Source organism: Nocardia sp. NPDC050435, from assembly GCF_040655395.1.
In the GTDB taxonomy this organism is placed as follows: Bacteria; Actinomycetota; Actinomycetes; order Mycobacteriales; family Mycobacteriaceae; genus Nocardia.
The window spans coordinates 504,302-515,947 of sequence record NZ_JBFAJW010000001.1 but is presented as its reverse complement, the minus strand read 5'-3'; the positions used below and the strand labels follow the sequence as shown (position 1 = coordinate 515,947).

At 69.9% G+C, this 11,646-nt stretch carries 14 protein-coding genes; 6 read left to right on the top strand and 8 right to left on the bottom strand.

Annotation, left to right across the window (positions count from 1 at the left end):
- Positions 1-349 precede the first annotated feature (349 nt).
- Complete coding sequence (locus AB0I43_RS02625) at positions 350-1,003, top strand: hypothetical protein (protein WP_356972694.1); 654 nt, start codon at positions 350-352, stop codon at positions 1,001-1,003.
- Between the two features lie 194 nt (positions 1,004-1,197).
- A complete protein-coding gene (locus AB0I43_RS02620) occupies positions 1,198-2,037 on the top strand; it encodes a M23 family metallopeptidase (RefSeq protein WP_356972693.1) in 840 nt (279 codons plus the stop codon).
- 14 nt (positions 2,038-2,051) lie between these two features.
- Here AB0I43_RS02620 and AB0I43_RS02615 read toward each other — a convergent pair whose 3' ends face one another.
- Genes AB0I43_RS02615 through AB0I43_RS02600 form a run of 4 tightly spaced genes read right to left on the bottom strand, consistent with a single transcriptional unit; the run spans position 2,052 to position 5,708 of the window.
- Positions 2,052-2,792 (bottom strand): SDR family oxidoreductase, encoded by a 741-nt coding sequence (locus AB0I43_RS02615; protein WP_356972692.1) that lies wholly within the window; start codon positions 2,790-2,792, stop codon positions 2,052-2,054.
- A gap of 20 nt (positions 2,793-2,812) precedes the next feature.
- On the bottom strand, positions 2,813-3,997 hold the full coding sequence (locus AB0I43_RS02610; protein WP_356972691.1) for an NADH:flavin oxidoreductase: 1,185 nt from the start codon (positions 3,995-3,997) through the stop codon (positions 2,813-2,815).
- On the bottom strand, positions 3,994-4,563 hold the full coding sequence (locus tag AB0I43_RS02605) for a TetR family transcriptional regulator (RefSeq protein ID WP_356972690.1): 570 nt from the start codon (positions 4,561-4,563) through the stop codon (positions 3,994-3,996). Before AB0I43_RS02605 ends, AB0I43_RS02610 begins: the two co-directional genes overlap by 4 nt.
- A gap of 32 nt (positions 4,564-4,595) precedes the next feature.
- A complete protein-coding gene (locus tag AB0I43_RS02600) occupies positions 4,596-5,708 on the bottom strand; it encodes a GGDEF domain-containing protein (protein WP_356972688.1) in 1,113 nt (370 codons plus the stop codon).
- Between the two features lie 162 nt (positions 5,709-5,870).
- Here AB0I43_RS02600 and AB0I43_RS02595 point away from each other — a divergent pair, with 162 nt between their 5' ends.
- A complete protein-coding gene (locus tag AB0I43_RS02595; protein WP_356972687.1) occupies positions 5,871-6,068 on the top strand; it encodes a hypothetical protein in 198 nt (65 codons plus the stop codon).
- A 13-nt stretch (positions 6,069-6,081) separates the two neighbouring features.
- On the opposite strand, the gene AB0I43_RS02590 is transcribed toward AB0I43_RS02595, so the two are convergent.
- Positions 6,082-6,633: a dihydrofolate reductase family protein gene (locus AB0I43_RS02590; protein ID WP_356972684.1), complete on the bottom strand. Its 552-nt coding sequence runs from the start codon at positions 6,631-6,633 to the stop codon at positions 6,082-6,084.
- A gap of 148 nt (positions 6,634-6,781) precedes the next feature.
- Here AB0I43_RS02590 and AB0I43_RS02585 point away from each other — a divergent pair, with 148 nt between their 5' ends.
- The 3 genes from AB0I43_RS02585 (at position 6,782) to AB0I43_RS02575 (ending at position 9,430) form a co-directional block, all read left to right on the top strand.
- Positions 6,782-7,465, top strand: coding sequence for a response regulator transcription factor (locus tag AB0I43_RS02585; protein WP_356972683.1), 684 nt, complete (start codon positions 6,782-6,784; stop codon positions 7,463-7,465).
- Positions 7,458-8,531 carry a HAMP domain-containing sensor histidine kinase gene (locus AB0I43_RS02580; protein WP_356972681.1) on the top strand — a complete coding sequence of 358 codons (1,074 nt, stop codon included), beginning with the start codon at positions 7,458-7,460 and terminating at the stop codon, positions 8,529-8,531. Before AB0I43_RS02585 ends, AB0I43_RS02580 begins: the two co-directional genes overlap by 8 nt.
- Positions 8,532-8,602: 71 nt before the next feature.
- Positions 8,603-9,430 (top strand): NAD(P)-dependent oxidoreductase, encoded by an 828-nt coding sequence (locus tag AB0I43_RS02575; protein WP_356972680.1) that lies wholly within the window; start codon positions 8,603-8,605, stop codon positions 9,428-9,430.
- A 9-nt stretch (positions 9,431-9,439) separates the two neighbouring features.
- On the opposite strand, the gene AB0I43_RS02570 is transcribed toward AB0I43_RS02575, so the two are convergent.
- The 3 genes from AB0I43_RS02570 to AB0I43_RS02560 all read right to left on the bottom strand — a co-directional run bounded on the left by AB0I43_RS02570 (position 9,440) and on the right by AB0I43_RS02560 (position 11,576).
- Positions 9,440-9,907, bottom strand: a complete 468-nt coding sequence (locus tag AB0I43_RS02570) for an NUDIX domain-containing protein (protein WP_356972679.1) — start codon at positions 9,905-9,907, stop codon at positions 9,440-9,442.
- 275 nt (positions 9,908-10,182) lie between these two features.
- Positions 10,183-10,410 carry a hypothetical protein gene (locus AB0I43_RS02565; protein ID WP_356972678.1) on the bottom strand — a complete coding sequence of 76 codons (228 nt, stop codon included), beginning with the start codon at positions 10,408-10,410 and terminating at the stop codon, positions 10,183-10,185.
- A complete protein-coding gene (locus tag AB0I43_RS02560) occupies positions 10,407-11,576 on the bottom strand; it encodes a hypothetical protein (protein WP_356972677.1) in 1,170 nt (389 codons plus the stop codon). Before AB0I43_RS02560 ends, AB0I43_RS02565 begins: the two co-directional genes overlap by 4 nt.
- Between the last annotated feature and the right edge of the window lie 70 nt (positions 11,577-11,646).

The window sequence follows — 11,646 nt, the reverse complement described above, 5'->3', positions numbered from 1 at the left end:
GACCGGCATAAAGGCATAGTCCGGCAGGTTTCGCCGCGGCCCCCAGGCAATGGATCTCCCTAATCTGAAATTGTTTCTTGTCGAGTTTCAGCGGTGAAATACGGACATAAACAGCCGGTACGCCATCGGTGCAGCAACATTTGTGACACCTGGTTCGTTTATCTAGCTTCAGCCTGCCTTCGGACTCGTATCGAGCCGAAAGCAGACCTCGACACTGGGACAGGCCCCGAACCGTGTCGTGCGACACGAGTTCCGGTGTCACATCCGGTCTTTCGGGATGTCGATCTTCCTGCATGATGGGCGCATGCTCCCCACCGAAGGTTTGGTCCAGGCAGCACGGCGTCGGGCCGTGATCGACACACCCCTCGGTACCGTGGAGTTCGCCGTCGCCGTGGGCGCGCACGCGCTTGCGGCACAACCGAATACCGTGTGGCGCCTGCCCGGCGGCGCGCACCTGCACCGCTGGCAGCAGGCCGGCGCGACGGTGGATCTGCTGCTCGGCGGAATCGAACTCCCGGCCTGGGACGGCGGTGCGCCGGTGCCGATGTGGGCCGCCATCTGGCAGGTCCGCGCCGAGGCCGCGGTGGCCGGAGTGGTCATCGCGGCGGAGCTGTCCGATCTACCGGCCGACGCCTACGGCGGACCGGATTCCGGAGAGTGCCTGGCCGCGGTCACCGTCGAGAACGAGCACTTCATGGTCGCCATCGGCGGACCGGACGCCGAACTGCTCACCCTGCAGGCCGCCGACGGCCGGCTGATGCCCGCCGACTGGGTGGATCTGCTGCCGGACAGCGCCGAATACGGTGAGCGCTATACCGATCCGGCCGGGATCGCCTGGCACCTGCCCGGCCTGGCGCCCCGGGAGGTGGCCCGCCTCTGCGTCGCCACGGCCTGGTGCCCGCGCGACGACGACCGGCCCGCCGCCTGGTTCGCGGTCGACATTCCGCTCGACACGGCCTACCTCCACCTGGTGGCCGAGCCGCCCACCGGCGACGAGATCTGATCGTTCCTCGCCGGAACCGCGCCACGACGGGGTTACGGACCGGTACAGTTTCTGTCACGGGCAGGGCCGGAAGCGTTACCGCAGCGCGGTAGCACCAAAGCCGAAGCGGCCCACTGTGATCGACGCTAGGACCTGCTTTGCCGCACCATCGAGTAACTCCCGGTTCCCTTTCCGTTCAGGACCTGCTCGGTGCGATGAGCCCCGAGCAACCGGTCAGCCACCGCGCCGATCCCGGCCCCACCGGCCGATTCCGGGTCGCCGCCGGCACCGCCGTCGCGACCGGCGCGCTGCTCGGTTCCGTCGCCCAGCTGGCGCCCGCCACCGCGGTCGCCGCGCCCCCGCCACCGCCCACCGACCTGGGTGCCGAGAACCCACTGGACGCGGGCCTGCGCTGGCTCTCCTCGCTGGCGCCCGCGCCGCCGCCCGCCCCGGTCGTGGCCGAGCAACCCGCACCGCCCGTCGCCGATCCGGAGCCCGCGCCCGCGCCGGCCCCCGCACCCGCGCCGTTCGGCTTCGCCCACCTGCCGCCACAGATCGCCGGACCGCTGGCCCAGGCCGAGCAGATCGTCAAGAACCTCCAGGATCTCCAGCAGCAGGCTCCGCTCCAAGCCGCCCCGGCGCCCGCCACCCCCGCCGTGCTCCCGGTCGCAGGCCAGATCAGCTCCGAATTCGGCAGCCGCTGGGGCGGATTCCACTACGGCGTCGACATCGCCGACGCCCTCGGCACCCCCATCCACTCCGCGATGGGCGGCACCGTCCTGGAAGCCGGACCGGCCTCCGGCTTCGGCCAGTGGGTCCGCGTGCAGCAGGACGACGGCACCATCGCCGTCTACGGCCACGTCAACGACTACTACGTGCACCCGGGCCAGCGCGTGGAAGCCGGCGAGGTCATCGCCTCGGTCGGCAACCGCGGCCAGTCCACCGGCCCGCACCTGCACCTCGAGATCTGGGACCAGGCCGGCAACAAGATCGACCCGGTGCCGTGGCTGGCGGACAACGGCGTGCACATGCACGAACACTGGGGCGAGGACTGAGCCCCGGCGCCGAATCAGGCTCGGCCGGAGGTCATTCCGCCGTCCACCACGTACTCCGCACCGTTGCAGTAACTGGACTCGGTGCTGGCCAGGAAGACGACCAGCGGAGTCACCTCCTCCGGTAACCCCAAGCGGGCCAGCGGATTCGAGCCCCGATCCACCTCCGGCGCACCCGTGGCGCCGAGCATCGGGGTGAGGATCCCGCCGGGATGCACCGAGTTGACCCGTACGCCGTGCGGAGCCAGCTCCAGCGCGGCCGATTTGGTGAACCCGCGCAGCCCGAACTTGGAGGCGGTGTAGGCGTGCACGCCCGGCACGCCCTGGATCCCCGCGGCCGAGGAGATATTGACCACGGCGGCGGGCGCGGCCGCGACCAGGGCGTCGCGGGCGGCGCTCACCCCGAGGAACGGGCCGGTCAGATTGATGGAAAGCACGTTCTGCCATTGTTTCTCGGAGTATTCGCCGAGCGGGCCGCCGTCCAGGACACCGGCATTGTTCACCAGCACGTCGAGTTTGCCGAAGCGCCAGACGGTTTCGGCGACCGCCGCCGCCCAATCCCCGGCGCTGGTGACGTCGAGATGGATATAGCCGGCGCGGGGGCCGAGCTCGGCCGCCAGCGCCGCGCCCGCCGCGTCGGCGATATCGCCGATCATCACGGCCGCGCCCTCGGCGACGAAGGCGCGCGCGTGCGACGCGCCCATTCCCGAGGCCGCGCCGCTGATCAGCGCGACGCGCCCGGCCAATCGTGCACTCATCGTGCGTATCTCCCTGGTGGTCAGCGAACCGGCGCGTGCGGCCGCTCGGGGCGGAACACGCAGCGCGTGCCGGAGTAGATGGTGGGCATGCACTCGTTGCAGTGCACACAGGCCGAGCGGGTGGACTCCGCGGCGCGAATACGGTGCAGCAGAGCGGGTTCGCGCAGCAGCGCCCGGCCCATGGCGACGAATTCGAAGCCCTCGGTCCGGGCCAGGCGCATGGTGTCGGCATTGGTGATGCCGCCCAGCAGGATCAGCGGCAGGGACAGTTCCCGGCGGAAGTGACGGGCCCGCTCCAGCAGGTACGCCTCCCGGTAGGGATATTCCTTGAGGAACGCCCGCCCGGCGAGACGGAAGCCCAGGCGCGCCGGGCCGGGCAGGACCTTCGCGAAGGCGCTGCGCGGGGCGTCGCCGTGGAAGAGCAGCATCGGATTGAGCAGTGAACTGCCCGCAGTCAATTCGAGGGCGTCCAGCGTGCCGTCGGCCTCCAGCCAGGCGGCGACCTGAAGCGATTCCGGGACCGTGAGGCCGCCGCGCACGCCGTCCTCCATATTGAGCTTCGCGATGATCGCGAGCCGGCCGCCCACGGCCTCCTTGACAGCGCGGGCGATCTCACGCGCCAGCCGGGCCCGGTTGCCGAGCGAACCGCCGTAGTCGTCCTTGCGGCGGTTCAGCAGCGGGCTCAGGAAAGAGCTGACCAGATAGTTGTGGCCGAAATGGATCTCCACCGCGTCGAAGCCGGACTCCTCGGCCAGCCGCGCGGCATTCGCGTGCGCGGCGACGAGTTCGCGGATCTCCGCGGCCCCGGGACTGGCGGTGAAGGCCATGCCCAGCGGGTTGAACATCCGGCTCGGCGCGAGGGCCGGCGCCCGGTTGGAGGCGGCGTTGGCCACCGGCCCGGCGTGCCCGATCTGCGCGCTGATCGCGGCACCCTCGGCGTGCACCGCCTCGGTCAGTTCCCGCAGTCCCGCAACGGCTTCCGGGCGCATCCAGATCTGATGCCGGTCGGTGCGGCCGCCCGGCGCGACCGCGCAGTAGGCGACGGTGGTCAGGCCGACGCCGCCGGCGGCGACCTCGCGGTGGAAGTCGATCAGGTCCCGGGTCACCAGGGCGTCGGGGGTGCGGCCCTCGAAGGTCGCGGCCTTGATCACGCGGTTGCGCAGGGTGATCGGCCCGAGCCGGGCCGGGGCGAAGATATCGTTCATCGTTGTTCTCCCGGCGTCGTCAGACCGGCCACCACGAACTCGCGCAGAGTGTCCAGATCCGGCTTCGCCATTCCGTGTTCGTCGATTTCGGGGCTGCCGAATCGCATGATGATCAGATCGAAGGCGAGCATCCAGCGCCGGCGGCCCTCCCGGGCCTCGAGCTCGGGCAGCAGTGCGGCCCAGGCGCCCATCCGGAACCAGGGGCCCTGCCACGCGGTGCGGTGGCGGCCCAGCACGAAGCGTGCCAGCAGGCGAAGGTGCAAGCGGCCCAGCGGATCCCGCGCGAGCTGGACGAACGGCGCTAGCACGGCGTCGACCACCTCGGGCAGGGCCTGCGCGTCCGCACGGGCCAGCCCGGCCGCCCACAGCGGACTCAGCCGGTCCTCGATCAGCGCGCCGACCAGGGACTCCTTCGACCCGAAGTGATAGTGCACCGCGGCCGCGTTGGCGCCCGCCGCGGCGCAGATCGCGCGAACCGAGACGTCGTCATAGGGCTCGGTCAGCAGCAGTGTTTCGGCCGCGGCCAGCAGGCGCTGTCTCGTGCCGGTCTTGGCCTCGTCCACCATGCGAAGAAGTGAAACACGTTTCAACCGATAATTCAATCATTGATTGAATCCATGGTAGCGACGTGAACGGCGTTGCCGCCCTGATGTTTCGCGCGATACATCGCCGAATCCGAGTGCCGCAGCAGCCGCCGATAGCGGCGCTCACCGCGCGCCTCGGACGCCTCCAGCACGGCGACGCCGACGCTCGCGGTGACCCGCACCGGCAGATCGGAGACGCTCTCGACCGCCCGGCGCAACCGCTCCCCGATCGTGGCCGGGTCCTCCCGCAGGGCGCCGACCACCACGAACTCCTCCCCGCCCGTGCGCGCGACCAGCGTGTCACCCTCGACGGCCGCCCACAGCCGCTGCGCCGTGTGGATCAGCACCTCGTCGCCCAGAGGGTGACCGAAGGTGTCGTTGACCGCTTTGAACCGGTCCAGATCCACCGTCGCGATGAACATCGCGGTGCGCCGCTGCCGACGCCCGATCGAGGACAGATGCGCGTTGAGCCCCCGGCGATTCCACAGTCCGGTCAGCGGATCCGACAGCGCGTCCACCCGCAGCAGCCAGTGACTGAACTGCATGAACGGGAGCACGACGCCGACCACGACCACCATCACCAGGATGACGCCCAGGCCCAGGGCGATATCGGCGCGCCGGCTCGCGCCGGGCTCGGCGAGATCACCGATGGCCAGCAGCACGGCGAGCAGCACGCTGGTCAGGACGGTCGAGGCGATGTGCAGGGCCAGAATCCGCGGACCGTGGAAGACGGCCGCATAGCCGCCCATCGCCGCTAGCAGCACGATGCCCAGCACCGCGACGACACGGTCGTGGGCGAGTAGCACGTTGAGCGCGGAATCCAGGTCGAACAGGACGATCCAGACCAGCGACTCGTATTCGCGCGGCCACGGGAAGAACCACCAGCGCACCGTCCACACGCCCGCGACCGCCGCCTCGACAACGCCCTGCACCTCGATGATGCGCCCCGGCGCCTCGCCCTGCGCCAGCGGCGCGAGCACCGCCAGGCACAGCATGACCAGCCCGCCGGCACCCAGCATGAACTTGAACGGCCCCAGCGCCCCGTGCGCCGCGAACGTCTCGACCCGGCGGCGGTAATCGACCCGATCGCGCCACCACCTGCGAAGTAACGATCGGTTGTCACTCATCGAGCAGTCGTCCTCAGGTCGACGGACCCCCGGTCTTCGAAAGCTGCCCGTCAGACTGCCACATCGTCGCGCCGCGGCGACCGTGACGCGACCGGAATGTCACCGGCCGAACATGCGCGCCATAATCGGAACGGGTGCGCGGACCGGGCTAATGTCGCTTTTATGAAGTTCACGGTAGAACTGGCGGACGAGAGCGTCGTGCAGTACCAAGACAAAGACACGTTCGCGATCGAAAACGGGGCCCTCAAGGTCATCAAGGGAGACGGCGGGGTGGAGATCTTCTCGCCCGTGTACTGGCGCAAGATCGACCAGCCGGTGGTGCCGGAACCGGTCGTCGAATCGGTGCACCTGCCCGCTTAGCCGGGGTGGGCCGTCACTCGGCGCGGTAGCGCAGCAGCACCACCGACTCGAAGTGTTTCGTCTCGGCCAGCCGGAGCTGGATCCGCTTGTCCAGTGCCGGGAAGAACTGGGTGCCGCCGCCGAGTAGCACGGGCGAGACGTACAGCTGGTACTCGTCGATGAGCCCGTGCGGGATCAGTGCGGCGGCCAGCTCCGCGCCGCCGACCTCCATGAGGCCGTCGCCCGCGGCCTTGAGCCTGCGCACCTCCTCGACCGCGTTCTCGGCGACCAGGGTGCTGTTCCAGCCGACCTCGGTGCGCGTGCGGGAGAACACGACCTTCGGCTTCTCGGTCCACAGCGTGCCGAATTCGCGCTGGACCGGCGGCGCGTCCGCGGGCACGAACGGCCAGTACTCGGCCATCAGCTCGTACATGCGCCGCCCGTGCAGCGACACCTCGAGTTCGCGAAAGCGATTGTTGTGGAACTGGTGCAGTTCGTCGTCCGGATCGGTCCAGTCGATCTTGCCGTCCCGGTCGTTGATGTAGCCGTCCAGAGACACGCCGAACCCGTAGATCAGTTTCCTCATGCGGGGTAGACCTCCTCCACGCTCGAAACTCATCGGTCTGTACGCCCACGATATGACGCACCGTCGGCGCGGGGCGCGACGGATCGCGCACGGGCCCGTGGTTTTCGATACGCCCGCGATATGTTGCGGCGAGGAGAATCGAGGTCCTATGCGTGTATTGATCGTGGAGGACGAACCGTATCTGGCCGCCGCGGTGCGGGACGGCCTGCGCTTGGCGGCGATCGCCGCCGACATCGCCGGCGACGGTGACACGGCGCTGGAGCTGCTCAGCGTCAACGCCTACGACATCGCGGTGCTCGATCGCGATATCCCGGGCCCGTCCGGGGACGAGATCGCGAAACGGATCGTCGCCTCCGGCAGTGGTATGCCGATCCTGATGCTGACCGCGGCCGACCGGCTCGACGACAAGGCCAGCGGGTTCGAGCTGGGCGCCGACGACTATTTGACCAAGCCGTTCGCGCTGCGCGAACTGGTGCTGCGGCTGCGCGCCCTGGACCGCCGTCGCGCGCACAACCGCCCGCCCGTGCGGGAGCTGGCGGGCCTGCGGGTCGATCCGTTCCGCCGGGAGGTCTTCCGCGACGGCCGCTATATCGCGTTGACCCGCAAGCAGTTCGCGGTGCTCGAGGTGCTCGTCGCGGCCGAGGGCGGAGTGGTCAGCGCCGAGGATCTGCTGGAGCGGGCCTGGGACGAGAACGCCGACCCGTTCACCAACGCCGTCCGAATCACGGTCTCGGCGCTGCGCAAACGGCTCGGCGAACCGTGGCTCATCGCGACCGTGCCCGGGGTCGGCTACCGCATCAGCGCGCCACCACAGGGCGAGGCCGGTGGTTAGAGCGCCCGGGTTGAGCGCCCGGCTCAAACTCACCCTCAGTTACGCCGGATTCGTCACACTGGCGGGCACGCTGCTGCTCGGGGCCGTGCTGGTGTTCTACCTGTACTACATGCCGCCGGGCTGGGTCGACACCACAGGCACCTTTTGGATCAACCGGTCGGTGCTGTTCCGCGCGTTCGCCCCGTTCATCGCCGTCGTGCTGCTGGCCCTGGTGCTGTTCGGGTTGCTGGGCGGCTGGCTGCTGGCCGGTCGCATGCTCGCACCCCTGACCCGCATCACCGAGGCCACCCGGCTGGCCGCCGACGGCTCACTCGCCCACCGGATCCGGCTGCCGGGCCGCCAAGACGAATTCCGCGAACTCGCCGACGCGTTCGACACCATGCTCGCGCGGCTCGAGGCCCATGTCGCCGAACAGCAGCGCTTCGCCGCCAACGCTTCGCACGAATTGCGCACCCCGCTGGCGATCACGCAGACGCTGCTCGACGTGGCCCGCAACGATCCGGATCGCGACACCGGCGAACTGGTGGCCCTGCTGCACGCGGTCAACACCCGGGCGATCAATCTCACCGAGGCGCTGCTGCTGCTCAGCCGCGCCGATCAGCGCTCGTTCACCCGCGAGCCCGTCGACCTGTCCCTGGTCGCCGAGGACGCCACCGAAACCCTGCTCCCGCTCGCGGAGAAACGCGGCCTCACCATCGAAACCTCCGGTGATTTCACGCCCACCCACGGCTCCCCCGCCCTGCTGCTGCAGATGACCACGAATCTGGTGCACAACGCGATCGTGCACAATCTGCCCGATCAGGGCCGGATCTGGGTCACCACCGCCGCCTATCCCGGAACGGCGGTGCTCACCGTCGAGAACACCGGCGACCGCCTCCATCCACAATTGGTCGCCACCCTGATCGAGCCGTTCCAGCGCGGGAACCGCCGGGTCCGCAGCGATCACGCGGGCGTCGGCCTCGGCTTGGCGATCGTCGCGAGCATCGTGCGCGCGCACGGCGGAGTCCTCACCCTCACCGCCCGCCCGGCCGGCGGCCTGTGCGTCACGATCCAGCTCGCGGCTTGACTCTCACACTCATGTGAGGCTTTACCGTGAGCCGGCCGGACCTGCTCGTCCGGCCGGAACAGGAGATGCGCATGTCGCCTTCATTCACCCCGGTCACCGTCCTCGGCACCGGACCGCGCGCGGCCGCGCTGGCCGCAACCCTCGGCGAGCACGCGCCGCGGGAGCGGGACCGCGCCCCGGGCACGTCGTCGCCGCTCGTCGTCTGCGTGGACGACTACGACACGGCCGCAAGGATTCTCGCCGACACCGAACTCGCGTCCCGCGACGTCGTGAACCTGACCTCGGGCACCGGCCCGCAGGCGCAGGATCTGGCCGACCTGGTCACCGGCCGTGGTGGCCGCTATCTCGACGGCGCGCTCATGGGGTATCCGGAGCACGTCGGCAATCCGGATACCGTCCTCGTCTACAGCGGCTCCCCGGAGCTGTTCCAGCGCCGCGAGGCGCTGCTCACCCGGCTCGGCACCGCGACCTATCTCGGCCCGGATCCCGCGACCGCCGCGCTCTACGACCTGTCCATGCTCGGCTTCGCCTGGGCTACCCTGCTCGGCTACCTGCACAGCGCCGCCCTCCTGCGCACCGCGGGTGTCTCGGCCACGAAAACCGCACCGCTGCTGAACCATTGGATGTCGACCACGGTCACCGCGGTGATCGCCGACTACGCCGGGCAGATCGACGAAGGCCGGTATCCCGGCGACGCCGAATGGCTCGAACTCGACGCCCCGCTCATGGATCACCTGGTCGACACCGCTGAAGCCCGCGGCGTCGACAGCGAACTGCCGCGGCTGATCCGGTCCCTCACCTACCGTGGCATCGACGCGGGGTTCGGCGGGAACAGTTTCGCGAACCTCATCGAACACCTCGCACCCTGGTCGAGCGCGAACAACGCTCGGCGCGAATAGAAGTCGCGGTCAGTGCTGGACCAGGCCGCCGACCGGAGTCGCCGCGACATGTCCGGTCGGCGGGAGGGTTCGGGCCAGCGTCAGGCCGGTGTCCACGAGCGCGGAGCGGCGCAGGGCGCCCACCTCGCCGAGCGGTGTCCAGGTCGGGTCGATCGTCGACCCGTCCGGTTCGGCCCGGAGCCGACCGCCGGTGATCCGCAGGCGATAGAAGATCCCGATGTTCTGGTGCGCGACACCCCCGTGGGCGACGGCCGCCGGGATCACCCGGGAATCCACGCCCAGCAGACGGTCGACGACGCCGTCGTGGCCGGTCTCCTCGCGGAGTTCCCGAATCACCGCGTCGAAGGGATCCTCGGTGTGTTCGACGCGGCCGCCCGGCAACGTCCAGGTGCCTTCGCCGTCCGGGGCCACATCCCGGACGAGCAGCACCCGCCCCTGCTCGAGGCACACGCCATAGGCCGCGATCCTGAAGCTCACCGGTCTCCTCGGTTCGACACCGTTCCCGCCGAACTGTAATCGACAGCGCACCGCCTAGTTGTCGCGCGGTCGCCACCGGGCTCGGGACGCGAAGCCCGAATGCCCCAGCCGCGCGGCGGATACCGATGTCAGCGCGCGAAGCAACCCAGTGCGCTTGGGGCGGTGAAGATCTCGTCAGCGACGAGATACCGCCGAACTCGGCTCTCTTCCGGTCTGGCCGACCGCGGCCGCCCCTGCGAACGCTTGTCGAGCCCGGCCGGCGAGTGTCCGGGCGATCACGACCGAACCCGATTGACCAGGTAGCCGACCGCCCGATACGCCAGCACGCCCGGCACGACGACCAGCAGCAACAGTCGCAGCGCCACCATCAGTCCCGTGACCGCCAGATAGACCGGGTTCACGCCGTCTGGTGAGCCGAATCCGTGCGTGTCCGACAGCGCCGCCGCGAACGGACGCAGCGCGAGGTACAGCAGGAGCGGGATCAGCGGCCAGAACAGCTTCATCGCGCGAGCTCCGGACCGGAGGTGAGAAACGCGAGCAGCAGCGCGTTGCCGATCACGCCGCCGGTGAGGAAGCGCTGCCGCGTGCCGCTGCGCAGCGGCACGCCGAGCAGGTCGGTGGTGCGGTAGAGGCGGGTGAAGATCTCGCGGTGGCCGAAGGCGCGCGCCGGAGCGAGCGCGAAACCGGTGGCCGACACCGAAACACCGAGCAGAACCGGTCCGCTGTCCATGTCGCCGGGGCCGTCGTAGCCGTCGCCGTACTCCCGGATTCCGCTGAAGCCGAGGAGGCCGCGCTCCTGGCCGAACAGCGCGGCCGCCAACTCCGCGGCGAGCTCGCGGTCGGCGAAGCCCGCGAAATAGGCGGCCAGCCCCGTGCCGGAGGCGCGCGGCGCGTCGTGCGCGTGTCCGTCGGTGCCCATGCGCTGAATCACCAGACCGGTGCCCGCGTCGATCTGGACGGCACGAACCCGACGCGCCCAATGGGTGAGAACCGCACTGTGGTCCACGCCGGTCACCCGCCCGTGAACCGCGATGGCGGCGGCGACCGCGGCCACGTCGGTCGGATAGGCCTCGCCCGGGAAGGTGTCGAGCAGGCCGGTGGGCGAGGCGAGCAGCCGCCGTTCGAAAGCCTCGATCATGGCGTCGTGCTGTCTGGCCGGCTCAGCCGGGAAGGCGGGGTCGAGCAGCCGGGCCATCCCCAGCGCGAGCGCGGGATAGGACAGATAGGCGTGCCCGTCCGCGCCGTCATGGGCGGACAAACCGTCCACGCCGTGCCAGGCCGAGGTGAACTCGGCTCGCACGGCGGGCAGCAGGCTCTTGACGGCGGCCCGGGTCACGATGGGGGCGTAGCGTTCTCGCCATTGCGGCTGCGCGAGCGCGACCTGGGCCAGACCCAGCGCCGTCATCTGATGTTCGAGCAGCCCCCACATGCCGGTGAGCCCGTCGGAGCCCGCGGCACGGCGGCGATCGTCCTCGGCTTGGAAGGCGACCAGTTCTTCGGCCAGCGCCCGCACCCGCTCCGGATCACCGCGATACCAGGCGTCGGCATCCCGGCCACACCACCAGCCCGGCAGCAGTCCCGCGACCAGGGCCGCCACCAGCAGACCCAGGCCGACGGCCAGCGGTTTACGAAACCGGGAGAGCGCTTCTCCGGGCGAACCCTCGTTCATGCCTCACGGTAACCGCGCCCGTGACCCATCTCCCCTATCCCGCAGCAACATTCACTGAGACCGCACAAGA

Bases quoted from the DNA above. Each gene is read 5' to 3' on its own strand.
- AB0I43_RS02620 (WP_356972693.1), top strand. From the start codon at position 1,198: ATGAGCCCCGAGCAACCGGTCAGCCACCGCGCCGATCCCGGCCCCACC.
- AB0I43_RS02615 (WP_356972692.1), bottom strand. From the start codon at position 2,792: ATGAGTGCACGATTGGCCGGGCGCGTCGCGCTGATCAGCGGCGCGGCC.
- AB0I43_RS02610 (WP_356972691.1), bottom strand. From the start codon at position 3,997: ATGAACGATATCTTCGCCCCGGCCCGGCTCGGGCCGATCACCCTGCGC.
- AB0I43_RS02605 (WP_356972690.1), bottom strand. From the start codon at position 4,563: ATGGTGGACGAGGCCAAGACCGGCACGAGACAGCGCCTGCTGGCCGCG.
- AB0I43_RS02600 (WP_356972688.1), bottom strand. From the start codon at position 5,708: ATGAGTGACAACCGATCGTTACTTCGCAGGTGGTGGCGCGATCGGGTC.
- AB0I43_RS02595 (WP_356972687.1), top strand. From the start codon at position 5,871: ATGAAGTTCACGGTAGAACTGGCGGACGAGAGCGTCGTGCAGTACCAA.
- AB0I43_RS02590 (WP_356972684.1), bottom strand. From the start codon at position 6,633: ATGAGGAAACTGATCTACGGGTTCGGCGTGTCTCTGGACGGCTACATC.
- AB0I43_RS02585 (WP_356972683.1), top strand. From the start codon at position 6,782: ATGCGTGTATTGATCGTGGAGGACGAACCGTATCTGGCCGCCGCGGTG.
- AB0I43_RS02575 (WP_356972680.1), top strand. From the start codon at position 8,603: ATGTCGCCTTCATTCACCCCGGTCACCGTCCTCGGCACCGGACCGCGC.
- AB0I43_RS02565 (WP_356972678.1), bottom strand. From the start codon at position 10,410: ATGAAGCTGTTCTGGCCGCTGATCCCGCTCCTGCTGTACCTCGCGCTG.
- AB0I43_RS02560 (WP_356972677.1), bottom strand. From the start codon at position 11,576: ATGAACGAGGGTTCGCCCGGAGAAGCGCTCTCCCGGTTTCGTAAACCG.